Genomic DNA, 16406 nt, shown 5'->3' on the forward strand with positions numbered 1-16406 from the left:
ATTTTTATCATTGCCTCGCAATTTGTGTTGACAGATTGTGAGGCAATTTGCATATTGCAAATAATATTTACAAATTGAAATAATTTGTAGAGAAATTGACAAAAGGGAAATTTATGGCCCGCGCACAGTATACGTCCGTCGCTCAATGGTTTTGGCCCCGCACCGAAGCCGGTTGGCACAAACTACGCAAGCCGGATATCACCGCCACCAGTGCAGCAACGCTCTTCGGGGTTTCGCCGTACCAAACGATTTTCGATATGTTCCACCGGATGCGCGGCACCGTGGAAGTCGTTATCGAAGAATCGGAGCGGATGAAGTGGGGGAAGCGCCTTCAAGACTCCATCGCACGCGGCATCTGTGACGACAACGGTTGGGAAATCGTTGATACGCACCCCTACCTTTACGCTCGCTCGTTGATCTATCCGGGCATGGGCGCTTCTCCTGATGTAGTCATTCGCGACCCCAAAAGGCCCGAACTTGGTCTCGGCGGGCTGGAAATCAAAAACGTTGATCTTTTTGTCGCCCGCGATGATTGGTCGGAGGAAGAGGCTCCGGCGCATATCGAATTCCAAGCTCAACACCAAATGGCTGTATGCGGCTTCAAATGGAATGTTATCGCCGGGCTCGTTGGCGGTAACAGCGTCAAACAGTATGTCCGGTTTCGCGACGATGAAGTTATCAAAGAACTCGCTCTTCGGTGCGCGGACATGCACGCGCGGGTCGCCGCAAACAACCCGCCGCCGCCGGACTACCTCAAGGATTACGAAACCCTTCGTACCGTTTACCGGCATGCCGAGCCTGCAAAGACGTTTGATATCGACCATCCCGATAGCAATAGCGGTCTTGAGGCTAAGCGCGTGGCGGATTTGATCGCGGCGAAATACGACGCCGATATCAAGCTGAAGCTCGCCAAAGAAGATGCGACGCGCGCCTCTGCGGAGCTTCTCGACTACATCAAGGATACCGAAACCGTCTTTGGTGGCGGCTGGAAGCTGTCAGCAACAACAACCTTCTTGGAAGCCTGCACCATCGAACGCAAGGCGACCTCTTTCCGTAACCTTCGTGTTTCAAAACCCAAGCAAAAGGCTAAGTGATTATGTCGAAAGCCCTCACCACCGTTGGTACGAGTTCTGCGCCTTCCGTGTTTTCAACCATGGAAGCATTTGAAAACGCCCAACGGCTAGTCAAGCCGCTGATTGGTTCCGATCTTGTCCCGGCGAGCTATCGCGGAACTGACAACATGGGAAACGCCCTTATTGCGCTGGACATGGCGAATAGAATGCAAATTTCGCCCCTTATCGTCATGCAGAATCTGCATGTGATCGAGGGTCGCCCGTCTTGGTCATCGAAATTCGTTATCGGTGCGCTCGGTTCCTGCGGCCTGTTTTCGCCGATCCGGTGGAAAATCCGCGATCTCGGTGAAGTTGAAGCCGAAAAAGTCGAATGGAGCGGGCCCAAGGGTGCGCGCGAAAAGAGGATCGTGAAGACGAAAATTCGCGATAAGGAATTCATCGCCTATGCTGTCGAGAAAGCAACGGGAGAAATCTTGGAAGGCCCGCCCGTCACTTTCTCCATGGCGGTAGCCGAGGGCTGGTATCATCGTCCCGGTTCTAAATGGCTGACGATGCCCGACCTGATGGGGCGCTACCGATCTGCGTCGATGTTTTGCGGTCTTTATGCGCCGCACATTCTCAACGGCATGCCGACCGAAGATGAAGTTATTGACATTACCGATTATCAGGTCGTGGCCGAGGAAGCGCCTGCGCCTGCGGATGGTGCCAGTGATAAGCGGCCCGCCAGCCGTCCGAAAGGCATTCATGCCGCAATGCAGGCCAGCAAGACCGAAGCCACAGCCAAGCCGCCCAAAACGTCCGGGGCTGCACCGAAGCCCGCCAACGTTGTAGACGCCGAAATCGTTGAAGATGACGACGCCGAGGGCGTAGACGCCGTTTCCCATGAGAATCATATTGACAAAACGTCAATTCAGGACAGCGAAAATGACATTTTCGAAAGTCCGGACGATCAAGACGACGATTATAACCCGGCATAAGGCTTCGGACCGATGACACAGCATACCTATTACACCGCAGAAGAACTTTCCCGTGTGCTTTCGGTATCCGTCCCAACACTCGCCCGCTGGCGAGTGAAGGGAACCGGGCCGAAGTACATCAAGCGCGGCGGAAGAGTCCTTTATCGCGATGACGAATTGCAGGCGTGGGAAGAGCGGAATACCCGCGTAGCCACCCGCGACACCAACTAATCGGGCGGCTTCTCTGCCGCTCCCCGTCACATCATTCGCGGATTTCCAGCATGAAAGAGAAATTCATTGATAAGCGATTTAACAAATCGAGCCTGATTATCATCAATCAAGCAAATAGCATTATCGAATCCTATCAGCGTCAAGGATTTCAGCTAACCCTACGCCAGTTATATTATCAGTTCGTTTCGCGCGACCTGATCCCAAACCAGCAAAAAGAATACAAGCGGCTCGGCTCCATTATCAATGACGCTCGCCTTGCCGGGTTGGTCGACTGGAATGCCATTGAAGATCGCACCCGCAATTTGCGTGGCGTCAACACATGGGACGATCCCGCACACGTCATCAATGCCGCAGTCAACGATTATCGTGAAGACCTTTGGACGACACAAGATTTTCGCCCCGAAGTGTGGATTGAAAAGGATGCACTCGTCGGTGTCGTTCAACCTGTCTGCCGCCGCTGGCGCGTGAACTACTTCGCGTGTCGCGGATATACTTCGCAATCCGAACAGTATGGCGCGGGCCTGCGATTTGCCAATATGCGCCGCCGCCGTATCAGGCCGGTTGTTTTCCACCTTGGCGACCACGATCCTTCCGGCGTCGATATGACCCGCGATAATCGCGAACGGTTGGCAATGTTTGCGCGCCACAACGTTGAAGTCGTGCGGCTCGCGCTGAATATGGATCAAATCGAAGAATTCAACCCGCCGCCGAACCCTGCAAAAGAAACGGATTCGCGCGCCGCCGGATACATTGAAGAATACGGTGATTCATCGTGGGAACTCGACGCCCTTGAGCCGACCGTCATCGACCGATTGATCGAAGACGCCATTCTATCCCGTCTTAACCGGGCTCCTTGGGACAAGGCGAAGGCGGGCGAGGGCGAGCGCAAAAGCTTGCTGCAATTGACCTCCGATAGATGGGAAGACGTTTCCGAGTTCGTGCGGAGCCTCGACCAATGACCGCGCAATTCATCACCCTGACTGCGGAAATTATCCAGCGCTATAGCCGTGCTGTCGAAGTGCGGCAGGCCAGTAGAACCGAAACAGTGATCGTGCCGCTCGCCTATGCAGATGTTGAACCGCGCGGCGCATCGGAATGCCAAATAACGATATGCCTCGCATTGGCGGCGGAAATCGGATTGCAGCTATGACCCCGCGCGATCTCGACCACTTCCAGAATTGGCTCGTGGACTGCGGGGCCGAAGTTTTGGCAACGACCTCACCGTGGGAGATTTTGCGGGTGCGCACCAACCAAGGTTTTTTTGTCGTCCATTCTGACAAGCGCGGTCGGCAGACATGGCCGCAAGGGCTTTTAAGCATCGTTCGCGCCTACAACGAAAACCGGCCCCTTGGCCTCGCCGCTACCCGCAGAAAGCGCAAAAGCAGCAAATTGCGCCAAGAATACGGGGCATTGGTAAAGCGCGATGGCAACGGCTGTTTCTATTGCGGAATAGCTGTTGCGCCTCCGGGCGAGCCCGTGCCGTCCGGTTACGAAGCGACGACGGAACATTTGGTGTGCGTCGCTCACGGCGGACCCGACCACTTAAGCAACAAGTTCCTTGCGCACCGAGCCTGCAACGAACGTGCCGGGAACCTATCCGCACCGGAAAAAATCCTGATGCGCGAGCGTATGAGAGGGGGCGATTAATGCAGCTTGACGAATACGATTTGCACGACCAACGCGCCGCAATGGCCGTTCTGGACGCCGAACGCAAGGCGCGCGGGGTTCCCACGTCTGAAATCAAGAAGCGCCACGGCGTTTCAATGAACTCGGTTTATGCGTGGCGGGCGCACACCCGAACGCCGCACCTTCAACGTTTCGTATCTTTGGCAACTACGCTTGGGTTCGACGTCATCATGCGGAGGATAGCCGAACCGCGCGACGAATACGATCTTCGTGACCAAAGGGCCGCGATTGCGGTTTTGGATGCCGAGCGCAAGGCGCGCGATATGGCGCTAGGCGACATGGAAGACAAAAGCGGGGTCAGCGTGAACTCGGTTTATGCGTGGCGCTCATGCGTTCGGAGCCCCTTGCTTTGCAACGCCGTGGCCATCGCCGAAACCTTTGGCTTCGAAATTTTCATGCGTCGCCGACCGGAAGGCAAAAAGAGCGATGCCGCCGCGTGACGAACAGCACCGCCGCGAACGCGCCAAGCTGGCTCGCAAGGTCTTGGCGCAAGAGTTCATAGAATTTCGCGAGCAATACGCAATCGAGAGCAAGAGAACCGGGCGCAGCTTTGTCGACGCCCGGCTCCTACTGAACACCGGCTTAATGCTGATGGAGCTTGAGAGGGCCGGGTACATCGAAAGCTCAGGGACGGCCTACCGTCCCAAAGCCCGATAGGAAGGTTTGTTATGAGTAAATTCCCCATTGGAACACAGAACCGGGACTTTTTTGCAGGCGACTTGCCGCTCCCACTTTTCTCGGCCCTCATAAAGAAGCTGAAGCCTCATGTCGAGCGGTCGCATATCCCGGTTTTGAACTGCATTACAATTAAAATGTCAGGCACGATGTGCACCGTTTCGCATCACGGTCTAGACCGGGATATCGTGACCACCTTCGAAACAGATGCGCCCGGCAGCGGTCACGTAGTTATTCCGCTTACGCGCCTGACTGCATTCCTCGCCGCCGCCACCGGCCCGACGCTGACCATTCGAAAGGCCAAGGAAGCCGGGGCCGTCGCATTGACGGCTGGTCGACTGAATGCATCCATTGTTCCCCTTAGCGTTTCGGACTTGCCGGATATCTTTGATCTTAAGGGCCTTAAGCCAGTAAGGGCGTTCGACTTCGGAGAAGGAGTCCTAACCCATCTTCTGGACTTTGTTGCGCCATGTATATCAACCGAGGAAACGCGCTATTACCTCAATGGCGTCTGTTTGGAGCTTCTCGACGGCGAAGTCTTGGGCGTGGCAACGGACGGCCATCGCCTCGCCACTCGCAGTTTCAAGACCGTTGCCCCGCTTGAGGCGTGGGACCGGAATCCAATTATTCCGCGTGATACGATTTCAGCCGTTCGAAAGCTGGCGGCGAAGGCGGAAGGTCGAATTGAGTTTTTCGAGAAGAACCCGGACGCCGCCGCATTCTTCGTTTTGAAAACCGATGGCTGGACAATTAGAAGCCGGACCATAGACGGCACGTTCCCGGCTTGGCGGCGGGTCTGTCCTGACGGGGCCGTCACATTCGTTGAAATCAGCACTCTTGATATTAACCGCTTTGCGGCGGTCGCGAACGCCGGGGGCGGGAGTCCGTTCCAGCGCACCGCGCTTGCTGTTGAGGCCGCAGAGGGAGGAATCGAATTTGGATATACGGTTGAAGGAACCGACACATTTACAAGCTTCATCGACGCCAAGGTGACCGGCGAGCCGTTGCGCCGTTTCGGCGTCAAGATAAGCTATCTCGCTGCCATGGCTTCCATCTTCAAAAGCAAAACATTGAAGCTTCATTGCATCGACCCCGGCTCCGCTATTCGTATCACCGCGCCGGGATCGCCGGAGAACGAATTCGCAATCTTGATGCCGATGCGCGTTTGATAATTCGGCCAAGACCGAATTTTTGACAGTTAAAGAATCAAATTGCCCGCCACCGAGCGGGCTTTTTGTTATCCACAGGGGGAATCGCCGCCTTGAAGAAAAAATGCGAAAGCTACCAGTGTGCTACCACGGCGGCGAAACAGCCGCGCAAGCGCTGGCAACGTCAGCGCCAAATTATGTAGGAAAATCAACTAGTAAGGAAATGGCGCACCCGAAAGGATTCGAACCTCTGACCCCCAGATTCGTAGTCTGGTGCTCTATCCAGCTGAGCTACGGGTGCTTGCCTTGTGTGCCGCTCGCTGCGGCGATGGGCGGTTGATAATCGGACAGATCGCTAAATGCAAGCGTCTTCTTAGAAAAAAATGTGGTTCTGTGAAGATTTCTTGTCAGGCCCCGCATTTCCGGGCTTTTCGGTCGCAAGCTGGTGCAACGGCAGATTGCCTAGGCGTTTTCTTCGGTGCGCTGGTTGTTGCGGTCCTCGCGTTGCATCGGCAAATCAGGGATGCGAATCTCGAAATGCGCTCCAACGGGACGGTCTTCACGAAGCTCGATTGTTCCACCATGCGCGCGGATCAGTTCTTGCGCGATGGCCAGTCCGAGGCCAGTACCGTCACTGCGGGTCGATCCCTTGAAAGCCGTGAAAAGATTGTCACGCGCCTTTTGCGGCAGACCGGGACCGGTATCCTCGACGCCGATGATCGCAGTTGTCCCGATTCTTCCGGCAGAAATCGTCAATCGCTTCACGGTCGCGACATCATTGGTCTGGTCACGCTCCATCGCCTGAACGGAATTGCGGCACAGATTGCTCAGGACGCGGAATAGCTGTTCCGAATCGACATTCAGCTCGAAGTCCTCCGGAACGAGATTCTCGAACTCGATGCTGTTCTCTGAATTGGGGCTCAAGGTTTCCCGTACGTCCGAGATAATCGTGTGCAGGAGGACCCGGCGCGGGCGCGGTGGCGCTTCTTGCGAGCGGCCATAGGCCATGACGCTTTCGGAATAGCTGATCGCGCGGCTGAGAGTACGAATGAGCTTGGGCGCAAACCGCTGCACCATCGGGTCTTCGGTATCAGCAAGCCTGTCCGACATCAATTGCGCGGAAGCCAGAATATTGCGCATGTCATGGTTGATTTTGGAAACGGCCAGACCGAGATCGGCCAGATGTTTCTGTTCCTTGAGCGTACGCTGAAGGTCGCTTTGAATATGGGATATCTGGCGCTGGGCAACGCCGAACTCATCCTTGCGGTTTTCGGGCACGAGGATAAGCGCGGGATTGTCCGGGGATGAGGCGAAATCGATCATGTTGCGATGCATGATACGCACTGGCCGCAGAAGCATTTCGTGAATGATCAGATAGATCAGGCTTGCCGCGATCACGGAAATGATGAGCGAGATAAAAGTCACGTTGCGCGCATAGATGAGCATGGCATGGCGAAGCGGCGCGTCCGAAGTCACGATTTCAATGATACGATCCGGAGAGCCGTTCGGTGAAACGGAACCGTAGATTCGCAGTGTTCTGTCTCCACCGTTGAACAGTGTTCCGAATGCGTCCCATATCGCAGCCGCTTCGCTGATATTGTTAAGATCGATAACCTGATCGATCTTGCCGGGAACTTCCGACATGGCAAGCAGACGCGAGGCACCGGCTTCACGCATGGCGATAGCCTTGGTACCGGTCGCCAGAAGGACCTTGTCCTGAACGTCGCGCGGCACGTCCATGTTGCCGCCAGCAGCAAGAACCTCGCTGACAGCGCCCACGGTATCGAGGCGCGAGCTCATCCAGCGCACGCGCATATTGGCGACGGACGGTACAAAGATCAGAACTTCGGTAATCAGCACGGCAAGGGCGGTCAGCAGCAGCAGCTTGCTTGAAAGCCGGTTACGCCAGGGTAGCCGTGTAAATTGCGTTGGAGAGAGCCGTTCAACGGTCGCAGTCTGAGAGGCCGCTTCAGGGGAAGGGGCGCCCGTATCTGTGGTCTTTTCAACAACCGCCATAGCCTGCTTCCAATTCGAGGCGAACCGGCCCAATTGCCGCGGTGCCTCAACCGGTGTGCCGTCGAAACGCAATTCATAAAGGTAGCCTCCTATATATGGAGCCGAACGATAAATCCAACGGCCTTTGTTCAATCGGTTAAGAACGCATTCGTTTATGCGAACTTGCAGCGTAGCATTACCGAAATTTAACTCGACGCCTTAAGATCGTGTGTGCAAAGTCTTGGGCGGAAAAATCCATGCATCCTCATGGGATGCGTGATTTGCGCAATGTGAAGGCAATCATCATTCTGATACTATTTGCTGGCATTTTCCGCGTCCGACATAATGGTTTCGAATACGAGGTCCGTCAGGGTGACGGTAAACCTTGCCGGAGAGCTGAATGAAATCCTGGAAGCAGATTGCCTTGTGCCTGCTCATAGCTGCAGTCGCCGTTGGCAGCTGGTATGCATATAAGAACAAGACCGATGTGGTGAAAGCCGCAGCAACAGGCGGAGAAGCGCCCAAAAGCGGCGGCGGACGATCTGCGCCGCTCGTTGTTGTCGAGGCTGCTGGCGAAGAGACAATCAACAACCGTTTGACGGCTATCGGTTCGGCACGGGCTCTCAGCACCGTGTCGATAACGCCATATTCCAGCGGTTACATGACGAAGCTCTACGTCAAGGCTGGCGACGGCGTGAAGGAGGGTGACCCGGTTGCGGAGCTCGATGCCGAGACTGAGAAGATCGCTGTCGCGAAAGCCCAGACCGCGCTGAAGGATGCGCAGACAACCCGCCAGCGCATCGCAAAATTGCGGGCGACGAACACGGCAACGGAAGTCCAGGTGGTCGAAACTGAACTGGCAGTCGCCAATGCACAGCTCGTTTTGCAGGACGCTCAGCTCGCATTGAGCCGCCGCACGGTTCGCGCGCCAATCACCGGTATTGTCGGTATCCTTCCTGTCAATGTGGGTAACTACGTTACCGCGCAGACCTCTATCGGACGCATCGACGACCGGTCGAAAGTGCTGATCGATATATGGGTGCCGGAGCGTTTTGCGCCGCAAATCAAGGTTGGCCAGCCGTTGACTGCGGAATCGACAGCTTTCCCCGGAGAGACCTATAGCGGCGAGATCAACGCGGTTGACAACATGCTGGATGAGGCCAGCCGCACGCTGCATGTTCGTGCTGAAGTGCCGAATACGCAGGATCGCCTGCGCGCAGGCATGTCGTTCTCCGTCACAGTTCTGTTTCCGGGGGATCGCTACCCTTCGGTCGATCCGCTTGCCATTCAGTGGGGAGCGGACGGTTCCTATGTCTGGCGCGTTGAAAACGGTGTCGCCAAGAAAATTGACGCTCGCATCGTTCAGCGCAATTCAACCAACATTCTGATCGATGGCGCGGTGAAGCAGGGCGACATGATCGTTACGCAGGGCGTTCAAACCGTGCGGGACGATGCGCCCGTACGCGTAAAGGACGAGCAGGGTACAGCACTCGCCGATCCTGCCTCGGTAAAACCTGCTGCAGGATGAGGGTAAACGCGTGACAAGTCACAACTCCCCATCCGGTAACGGCGGATCGACGGCACTTTTCATCCGTCGCCCGGTGTTTGCTTTCGTCATCAATGTTCTGATTGTCGTCGCGGGTCTTGCAGCCTTCACGGGTGTCGATATTCGCGAACTGCCGGACGTTGACCGTCCTGTCGTAACAATCAGCACGGATTTCAGTGGTGCATCCGCTGAAACCATTGACCGTCAGTTGACTCAGGTTCTCGAAAACGCTGTCGCGCGTGTTTCGGGCGTGAAGTCTATTTCTTCGACATCGTCGTTTGAACGCAGCCGTGTCACGGTGGAGTTTAACGACGGTGTGGACCTCAATGTTGCAGCCGCCGATATGCGCGACGCGATTTCCCGTGTCGCCAATGACGTGCCGGAAGAGGCAGATCCGTCACGTATCATCAAGGCGGATTCCAATGCCGATCCGGTGATGCGTCTGGCAGTTACGTCCGACACCATGTCGGTCGATGACATGACGGTGCTGGTCGAAGACCAGATACAGGATATCCTGTCCGCGGTTCCGGGTGTTGCTGACGTCCAGATCAACGGTGACCGCGACAAGATTTTCCGTATCGATATCAATCAGGCGCGCCTTGCAAGCTACGGTCTGACCATCGCCGATATAAGCTCGGCGCTGTCCTCCATGGGGCTGGACGCTCCGGCCGGCTCCTTGCGCAGCGCCGATCAGTCCATCGTTGTCCGTGCTACGGCAAATCTGGAAAAGCCCGAGGATTTCGAGAACGTCTACATCAACGGACGCACGCAAATTCGCGATGTCGCAACCGTTACGCTTGGGCCGGATGTCGAGAGCTCGGCAGTTCGTTCCAATGGCAAGACGGCAATTGGTCTCGGCATCGTGCGTCAGGCACAGTCGAATACGCTCGATATCTCGGAGGGTATTCGCGCAGCGGTTGCCAATCTGCAGAAGACTTTGCCCGAGGGCGTCAATATTGCCGTTACCAGCGATGACGCGAATTTCATCAATGGTGCAATCCACGAGGTGGAAATCGCGCTGATCGCATCGGTGATTATCGTCATTGCGATCATCTTCATGTTCCTGTGGGATATACGCGCCACGCTCATCCCGGCCTTGTCGATGCCCGTCGCGCTCATTGGTACAATCGCAGCCATCTATCTGGCGGGCTTCTCGGTCAATATTCTCACCCTTCTGGCTTTGGTGCTCGCCACAGGTCTCGTGGTGGATGATGCCATCGTGGTGCTTGAAAACGTTGTCCGGCGACGCAATCAGGGCATGGGTCCGCGCGCTGCGGCAGTGCTTGGCACACAGGAAGTCTTCTTTGCCGTTATCGCTACCACGCTGACTTTGGCGGCAGTCTTTGTTCCCATTTCGTTTTTGCCGGGGCAGGCGGGTGGCCTGTTCCGTGAATTCGGTTTCGTGCTGGCGATTGCAGTTCTTCTGTCGTCAGTTGTAGCGCTGACGCTTTGTCCGATGCTTGCTTCTCGTTTCCTCAAGGAAGGAAGTGGGGAAGATGGCGGCCACGGTCCGCTTTTCCTGCGTCGTATCGGCGGCGGGCTCGCGAGCTTTTATAAAAAGACGCTGCACATCTGTCTGTCGGCACCGTTTGTTGTTGTGCTCGTGGCTGCGCTTTTCGCAGGCGCATCCTTTATCGGCTACGGCCTGATCCGTCAGGAACTGACGCCCTCGGAAGATCGCGCCGTTGCACTGCTGCGTATCAATGGGCCGCAGGGCATCAGTGTGGAGTTCCTCCAGTCACAGCTCGACAAGATCGAAGAGGCAGTCCAGCCTCTGCGCGATAGCGGTGAAATCACCACTACCTATGCCATCGCAGGCTCCGGCGGATCGTCCAATAACGGTTTTGTCGTTCTGACATTGGCACCGTGGAAGGAACGCGCACGCAGCCAGCAGGAAATCATGGCTGACATTACCGAGCGCATCAAAGGCATAACGGCAGTGCGTATCTTTACCACCCAGCCGAACAGCCTTGGTATTCGCGGTGCGGGTAATGGCTTGCAGTTTGCCATAGTCGGCAGCGACTATGCCAAGCTACAGCCTGCTGCCCAGGCGGTCGTTGCCGCGCTGGAAAAGGATCCGCGCTTTGTCCAGCCGCGACTTTCTGTGGAGCCGACCCAGCCGCAGCTTTCCGTCGAGATTAATCGCGAACGAGCCTCCGATCTCGGTATCGACATCACCGGGCTTGCGAATGCCGTGCAGTCGGTACTCGATGGTCGCAAGATCGGATCGGTCTATGTAGGGGATCGCAGTTTCGATGTGAAACTCGTTGCCACTACAAATCCGATCAACGATCCGACCGATCTTGAGAATGTATTCATGAAGACGACAGACGGTCGCTACGTACCGATGTCGTCCATCGCGACAGTTGTTGAGAAAGCTGTCCCGCCACAGCTCAATCGCGAGACGCGCCAGCGTTCGGTCTCGATAACGACAAATCTGCGTGACGATTTTGCCTTGGGCGACGCCTATAAGGCCGCACAGGAAATCGCAGCACCTTTGTTGCCTCCGGGAAGCCATATCATTCCGCTGGCGGAAGCTTCGACGCTCAGCGAAACATCAAGCGGCCTGGCAATGGTGTTCGGTTTTGCCATCATCATCATTCTTCTGGTGCTGGCAGCGCAGTTTGAAAGCTTTGTCAGTGCGCTGATCGTGATGGCGACGGTTCCTCTTGGGCTTGGTTGTGCCGTTTTTGCCATGCTGCTCACCGGCACAAGCCTGAACGTCTACAGCCAGATCGGCCTCGTGCTTCTGGTCGGCATCATGGCCAAGAACGGTATCCTGATTGTCGAATTCGCGGATCAATTGCGCGATAAGGGCTTGAGCGTTCGCGAAGCAATCGAGGAAGCGTCCAACATTCGTCTTCGCCCTGTCTGCATGACGATGATCTGCGCCGTGCTTGGCGGTGTGCCGCTGATTTTAGCAAGCGGCGCCGGTGCTGAAGCCCGTGTGGCTCTGGGTTGGGTCATTGTTGGTGGCCTCGGCCTTGCAACCATCGCCACGCTTTATGTAACGCCGGTCGCCTATCTTCTGCTCGGGCGCTTTACGCAGCCCAAAGCCGAGGAAGAAGCGCGGCTTGAGCGGGAACTCAACCATGCGCTCAAGGGAAAGTCGCAAAGAGGCGGCACCGCTGAACCGGCGGAATAGACCAGAGCATTTCCCGCAAAACCATTTCACACTTTTGCGGGAAATGCTCTAGCGCATGTCTCCCGAAAGTGGGAACCGGTTTCGGGATAAAGACATGCGTAAAAACAAATAGATAGAGTATTTCCGATGATTCAATTAAAACAGGAAATGCTCTAGAAACAGAAAACCGGCCTTTTGGGGCCGGTTTCTTTTTTCATTTAAAACTCGATCACTTCTTCATGGCGTCGGTTATTTTGGCGGTCCATGCGCCTTCCGGTTTCTTGGTAATGACCGGATCGGAACCGCCGCCAAGCAGCGTCTCCACTGTGCGATCGGCAGCCGCTACATCAAGGGTGCCATCGGAGCCGTCAACCAGCTTGCCGATTTCCTTGACCATACGCTCCTGAACTTCCTTGGTCTGTGCGCCGGAAGCATCATTTTCGAGTACGATATCGGCGGCTTCCCCCGGATTTTCGGAGGCATATTTCCAGCCCTTCATCGACGCGCGGACAAAACGGGCCAGCTTGTCGACCATCGCCGGATCGTCGAGGCTCTTTTCCAGCACATAGAGCCCGTCTTCCAGCGTGGCGACGCCCTGCTCTTCATATGGGAAGACGACGAGCTGATCAGCCGGAATGCCTGCATCGATCACCTGCCAATATTCATTATAGGTCATGGTGGAAATGCAGTCGGCCTGCTTCTGGATCAGCGGATCGACGTTGAACCCCTGTTTCAGAACTGTCACGCCGTCCTTGCCGCCTTCGGTCGGAATTTTCAGGTGGCTCATCCATGAGAGAAACGGATATTCATTGCCACCGAACCAGACACCGAGCGTGCGCCCCCTGAAATCTTCCGGCTTGGTGATGTTGGTGTCCTTGCGGCAGGTCAGCATCATGCCGGACTTTTTGAAGGGCTGGGCGATGTTGACGAGCGGGACGCCTTTTTCACGGGTTGCCAACGCCGACGGCATCCAGTCAACCACAACATCTGCGCCGCCACCGGCAATCACCTGCGGCGGAGCGACGTCCGGTCCGCCCGGCTTGATATCGACATCGAGATTTTCTTCCTCATAAAAGCCCTTGTCCTTGGCTACATAGTAGCCGGCAAATTGTCCCTGCGTCACCCATTTGAGCTGCAAGGTCAGCTTGTCGGCTGCCATTGCCGAACTGCTCATGAGCGCGAGCGCCAGTCCGGCTGTTCCAAGGCATAAAGAAATTGCCTTTTTCATTTCAGTTCTCCTCTGGTTCTTTTTTATTGCGCGCATTTTGGCCGAAAACCGGTTCCCACTTTTCGGAATGCGCTTTGGTCTACCTTATTTTTGCAGATGCCAAATATTCAGGCTTATGCCCTCCTGTATGAAGGGTGCCAGAATGTCATTCTGCGCTCGATCAGCGCAATCAGCCCGTATGAGAGCGACCCCGCAAGAGCGGCTACGAAGATTTCAGCCCAGACCATGTCCACATTCATGCGTCCGATTTCCGCAGAGATGCGGAAGCCCATGCCGACAATCGGCGTGCCGAAAAATTCCGCCACGATCGCTCCGATAAGCGCGAGGGTGGAATTGATCTTGAGCGCGTTGAAGATGAATGGCATGGCCGCTGGAAGACGCAGCTTGAACAATGTCTGCCAGTAGCTTGAGCCGTAGGTCTCCATCATGTCCCGTTCCATCGACCCGGTACTGGCAAGACCTGCAACCGTGTTCACCAGCATAGGAAAGAAGGTCATGATGATGACCACCGCAGCTTTCGATTGCCAGTCGAAGCCAAACCACATCACCATGATTGGCGCGACGCCCACGATGGGAAGTGCGGCGGCCAGATTGCCGAGCGGCAACAGCCCCTTTCTCAGGAATGGAATCCGGTCTGCGATGATGGCGGTTACAAAACCGAGACCGCATCCGGCGACATAGCCGATAATGACGGCCTTCAGAAAGGTCTGCCTGAAATCCGCCCAGAGAATTGGTACGGATGCCGCTATGCGTGCCCAGATTGCCGATGGCGCAGGAAGGAGAACCTGAGGAATAGCGAAAAGCCGGACGGTTACCTCCCAGAGCATCAGCATTGCGATGCCGAACAGCGCCGGGACTGCGATATCCAGAAGCTTTTGGCCCAAAGGGTTGCGGGTCTTCAGACTTGCGACCCAGCCCACAAGCAGCCATGAAACTGCTATTAACGCTGCAACGGATAGGAAGCCTGTCATCATGTGGCTGCCTTTTCCGGTTTTACGCCCATGCGCCGGTTCACAAGCTGTGCCGCAACGCCGATCAGCGCAACCAGCACCGCAGCCATCAGAGCGGCTGCAACGAGTGCTGCCCATATCTGTACGGTCTGGCCGTAATAGGAACCTGCAAGCAACCGGGCACCGAGGCCGGCAACTGCACCGGTTGGCAATTCACCGACAATTGCGCCAACGAGGCTGATCGCGACGGCGATCTGCATCGATGTGAAGAGGAACGGCATGGCCGCAGGCCAGCGCAGTTTCCAGAATACCTGCGATCTCGATGCATTGTAGGTACGCATGAGATCGAGATGCATCACATCAGGCGACCTCAGCCCCTTCACCATTCCCACCGCCACGGGAAAGAAGGAGAGATAGGTCGAGATGATGGCTTTGGGCAGCAAGCCCGATATGCCAATGGCATTCAGCACCACGATAATCATCGGGGCGATAGCAAGGATCGGGATCGTCTGCGAGGTGATGATCCATGGCATCAGGCTTTTGTCGAGTGTGCGGGAATGAACAATTCCCACGGCGAGAAGAACACCCAATGCCGATCCCAGCACAAAACCGAGCAGGGTGGACGATAATGTGACCCATCCGTGATAGATCAGGCTGCGTTTGGAACTCGGTTTGACTCCAAAGACGGTTTTCCAGATTTCTTCAGCTACCTGATGCGGTGCGGGCAGGACCGGACGGTCCTGATGCATCGTATTGGCGACAAGCGTCGAGAAGGGGATTTCTGTCCCTGCGCGTGTCGCCTGATCCCGCTCGAACGGCGCGTTGAGCACCACCGCCAGGCCGTACCAAAGCGCAATAATGACGGCGAGTATGGTTGCCACGGGGATAAATCTGTCGTGCAAAAAGCCTTTCATGGGCGATCTCCAGCACGATGCGGTTTCTGAGTATCCTCAATCATGGATATGCCCCAGACGTAACCCCTCACGAACCCGATGGGCAATTTTCAGGAATGCTTCAGATTCGCGAATCTCAAGCGGTCTGTCAGGACCAAGATCGCAATCGATGATTTCATGAATGCGGCCCGGTCGTGGGCTCATGACAACGATCTTGGTCGAGAGAAACACCGCTTCCGGGATCGAGTGTGTGACGAAAATCACGGTTTTGCGGGTCGCGGCCCAAAGCTTGAGAAGCTGTTCGTTGAGATGGTCACGCACGATTTCGTCCAGAGCGCCGAAGGGCTCGTCCATCAGCAGCATGTCCGGATCGAATGATAAAGCACGAGCTATCGATGCGCGCTGTTGCATGCCGCCGGAAAGTTGCCAGGGATATTTTTTGCCAAAGCCTGACAGGTTGACGAGCGCGAGGTTCTTTTCGATCCGCTCGCGCCTTTCTGCCTTGGAGAACCCCATAATCTCCAGCGGCAGGCTGATATTGTCTTCGATGGTGCGCCAGGGAAACAGAGCGGCCGCCTGAAATACATAACCATAGGACCGGTCGAGGCGGGCTTGTTCAGGCGTCTTTCCGTTCACCGTTACGGAGCCTGAGGTTGGCTGCTCCAGGTCGGCCACGACGCGCATCAAGGTAGTCTTGCCGCATCCCGAAGGTCCGATGAAAGAAACGAACTCGCCGCGCTTAACGGCAAGATCAATGTTGGACAGCGCATGGACAGGTCCGTCGTTCGTCTCGAAGACGAGCGACAAGTCTTTGATGTCGATCACTGTCTGCGCATTTGCCTCGCCCCGTTCCGGGGCCATGCTGTCATTCAAACTCATGCGCGGTTCCCGAAGCTGGACG

General features: G+C 55.8%; 15 protein-coding genes and 1 tRNA gene. 10 read left to right on the top strand and 6 right to left on the bottom strand.

Annotated features, from left to right (window positions below):
- Positions 1–113: 113 nt before the first annotated feature.
- The 8 genes from F9K91_RS05125 (at position 114) to F9K91_RS05160 (ending at position 5790) form a co-directional block, all read left to right on the top strand.
- Positions 114–1094, top strand: a complete 981-nt coding sequence (locus F9K91_RS05125) for a YqaJ viral recombinase family nuclease (protein ID WP_151677349.1) — start codon at positions 114–116, stop codon at positions 1092–1094.
- Between the two features lie 2 nt (positions 1095–1096).
- Positions 1097–2050: a hypothetical protein gene (locus tag F9K91_RS05130; protein WP_151677350.1), complete on the top strand. Its 954-nt coding sequence runs from the start codon at positions 1097–1099 to the stop codon at positions 2048–2050.
- 12 nt (positions 2051–2062) lie between these two features.
- Positions 2063–2260: a helix-turn-helix transcriptional regulator gene (locus F9K91_RS05135; RefSeq protein WP_151677351.1), complete on the top strand. Its 198-nt coding sequence runs from the start codon at positions 2063–2065 to the stop codon at positions 2258–2260.
- A 50-nt stretch (positions 2261–2310) separates the two neighbouring features.
- Positions 2311–3219, top strand: a complete 909-nt coding sequence (locus F9K91_RS05140; protein ID WP_151677352.1) for a hypothetical protein — start codon at positions 2311–2313, stop codon at positions 3217–3219.
- Positions 3216–3410 carry a hypothetical protein gene (locus F9K91_RS05145; RefSeq protein ID WP_151677353.1) on the top strand — a complete coding sequence of 65 codons (195 nt, stop codon included), beginning with the start codon at positions 3216–3218 and terminating at the stop codon, positions 3408–3410. Before F9K91_RS05140 ends, F9K91_RS05145 begins: the two co-directional genes overlap by 4 nt.
- Positions 3407–3907, top strand: a complete 501-nt coding sequence (locus tag F9K91_RS05150; protein ID WP_151677354.1) for an HNH endonuclease — start codon at positions 3407–3409, stop codon at positions 3905–3907. The genes F9K91_RS05145 and F9K91_RS05150 overlap by 4 nt, the downstream gene beginning before the upstream one ends.
- A complete protein-coding gene (locus F9K91_RS05155) occupies positions 3907–4386 on the top strand; it encodes an SIMPL domain-containing protein (RefSeq protein WP_151677355.1) in 480 nt (159 codons plus the stop codon). The genes F9K91_RS05150 and F9K91_RS05155 overlap by 1 nt, the downstream gene beginning before the upstream one ends.
- A 228-nt stretch (positions 4387–4614) precedes the next feature.
- Entirely contained in the window at positions 4615–5790 is a 1176-nt protein-coding gene (locus F9K91_RS05160) for a DNA polymerase III subunit beta (protein ID WP_151677356.1), read from the top strand.
- Between the two features lie 203 nt (positions 5791–5993).
- On the opposite strand, the gene F9K91_RS05165 is transcribed toward F9K91_RS05160, so the two are convergent.
- Both F9K91_RS05165 and F9K91_RS05170 read right to left on the bottom strand, forming a co-directional pair.
- A tRNA-Arg gene (locus F9K91_RS05165) sits at positions 5994–6070 on the bottom strand.
- A 161-nt stretch (positions 6071–6231) separates the two neighbouring features.
- Entirely contained in the window at positions 6232–7785 is a 1554-nt protein-coding gene (locus F9K91_RS05170) for a sensor histidine kinase (RefSeq protein WP_061344939.1), read from the bottom strand.
- 379 nt (positions 7786–8164) lie between these two features.
- On the opposite strand from F9K91_RS05170, the gene F9K91_RS05175 reads away from it, so the two are divergent.
- Both F9K91_RS05175 and F9K91_RS05180 read left to right on the top strand, forming a co-directional pair.
- Positions 8165–9292 (top strand): efflux RND transporter periplasmic adaptor subunit, encoded by a 1128-nt coding sequence (locus tag F9K91_RS05175; RefSeq protein WP_151677357.1) that lies wholly within the window; start codon positions 8165–8167, stop codon positions 9290–9292.
- Positions 9293–9302: 10 nt separating this feature from the next.
- Positions 9303–12455, top strand: coding sequence for an efflux RND transporter permease subunit (locus F9K91_RS05180; RefSeq protein ID WP_151677358.1), 3153 nt, complete (start codon positions 9303–9305; stop codon positions 12453–12455).
- A gap of 208 nt (positions 12456–12663) precedes the next feature.
- On the opposite strand, the gene F9K91_RS05185 is transcribed toward F9K91_RS05180, so the two are convergent.
- From F9K91_RS05185 to F9K91_RS05200, 4 genes are all read right to left on the bottom strand, one after another.
- On the bottom strand, positions 12664–13662 hold the full coding sequence (locus F9K91_RS05185; RefSeq protein ID WP_151652186.1) for an ABC transporter substrate-binding protein: 999 nt from the start codon (positions 13660–13662) through the stop codon (positions 12664–12666).
- A 113-nt stretch (positions 13663–13775) separates the two neighbouring features.
- Positions 13776–14636 carry an ABC transporter permease gene (locus tag F9K91_RS05190; protein WP_151677359.1) on the bottom strand — a complete coding sequence of 287 codons (861 nt, stop codon included), beginning with the start codon at positions 14634–14636 and terminating at the stop codon, positions 13776–13778.
- The gene (locus F9K91_RS05195; protein ID WP_151652185.1) at positions 14633–15526 is read right to left on the bottom strand and encodes an ABC transporter permease; all 894 of its coding nucleotides are present in this window, start codon (positions 15524–15526) and stop codon (positions 14633–14635) included. The genes F9K91_RS05190 and F9K91_RS05195 overlap by 4 nt, the downstream gene beginning before the upstream one ends.
- Positions 15527–15562: 36 nt before the next feature.
- Complete coding sequence (locus F9K91_RS05200) at positions 15563–16366, bottom strand: ABC transporter ATP-binding protein (RefSeq protein ID WP_061345230.1); 804 nt, start codon at positions 16364–16366, stop codon at positions 15563–15565.
- Positions 16367–16406 lie beyond the last annotated feature (40 nt).

Source organism: Brucella tritici (genome assembly GCF_008932295.1).
Taxonomy (GTDB): Bacteria; Pseudomonadota; Alphaproteobacteria; order Rhizobiales; family Rhizobiaceae; genus Brucella; species Brucella tritici.

Coding starts and splice junctions, on each gene's coding strand:
- F9K91_RS05185 (WP_151652186.1), bottom strand. CDS start 13,662: ATGAAAAAGGCAATTTCTTTATGCCTTGGAACAGCCGGACTGGCGCTC.
- F9K91_RS05130 (WP_151677350.1), top strand. CDS start 1,097: ATGTCGAAAGCCCTCACCACCGTTGGTACGAGTTCTGCGCCTTCCGTG.
- F9K91_RS05175 (WP_151677357.1), top strand. CDS start 8,165: ATGAAATCCTGGAAGCAGATTGCCTTGTGCCTGCTCATAGCTGCAGTC.
- F9K91_RS05195 (WP_151652185.1), bottom strand. CDS start 15,526: ATGAAAGGCTTTTTGCACGACAGATTTATCCCCGTGGCAACCATACTC.
- F9K91_RS05155 (WP_151677355.1), top strand. CDS start 3,907: ATGCAGCTTGACGAATACGATTTGCACGACCAACGCGCCGCAATGGCC.
- F9K91_RS05145 (WP_151677353.1), top strand. CDS start 3,216: ATGACCGCGCAATTCATCACCCTGACTGCGGAAATTATCCAGCGCTAT.
- F9K91_RS05135 (WP_151677351.1), top strand. CDS start 2,063: ATGACACAGCATACCTATTACACCGCAGAAGAACTTTCCCGTGTGCTT.
- F9K91_RS05190 (WP_151677359.1), bottom strand. CDS start 14,636: ATGATGACAGGCTTCCTATCCGTTGCAGCGTTAATAGCAGTTTCATGG.
- F9K91_RS05140 (WP_151677352.1), top strand. CDS start 2,311: ATGAAAGAGAAATTCATTGATAAGCGATTTAACAAATCGAGCCTGATT.
- F9K91_RS05160 (WP_151677356.1), top strand. CDS start 4,615: ATGAGTAAATTCCCCATTGGAACACAGAACCGGGACTTTTTTGCAGGC.
- F9K91_RS05200 (WP_061345230.1), bottom strand. CDS start 16,366: ATGGCCCCGGAACGGGGCGAGGCAAATGCGCAGACAGTGATCGACATC.
- F9K91_RS05170 (WP_061344939.1), bottom strand. CDS start 7,785: ATGGCGGTTGTTGAAAAGACCACAGATACGGGCGCCCCTTCCCCTGAA.
- F9K91_RS05150 (WP_151677354.1), top strand. CDS start 3,407: ATGACCCCGCGCGATCTCGACCACTTCCAGAATTGGCTCGTGGACTGC.
- F9K91_RS05125 (WP_151677349.1), top strand. CDS start 114: ATGGCCCGCGCACAGTATACGTCCGTCGCTCAATGGTTTTGGCCCCGC.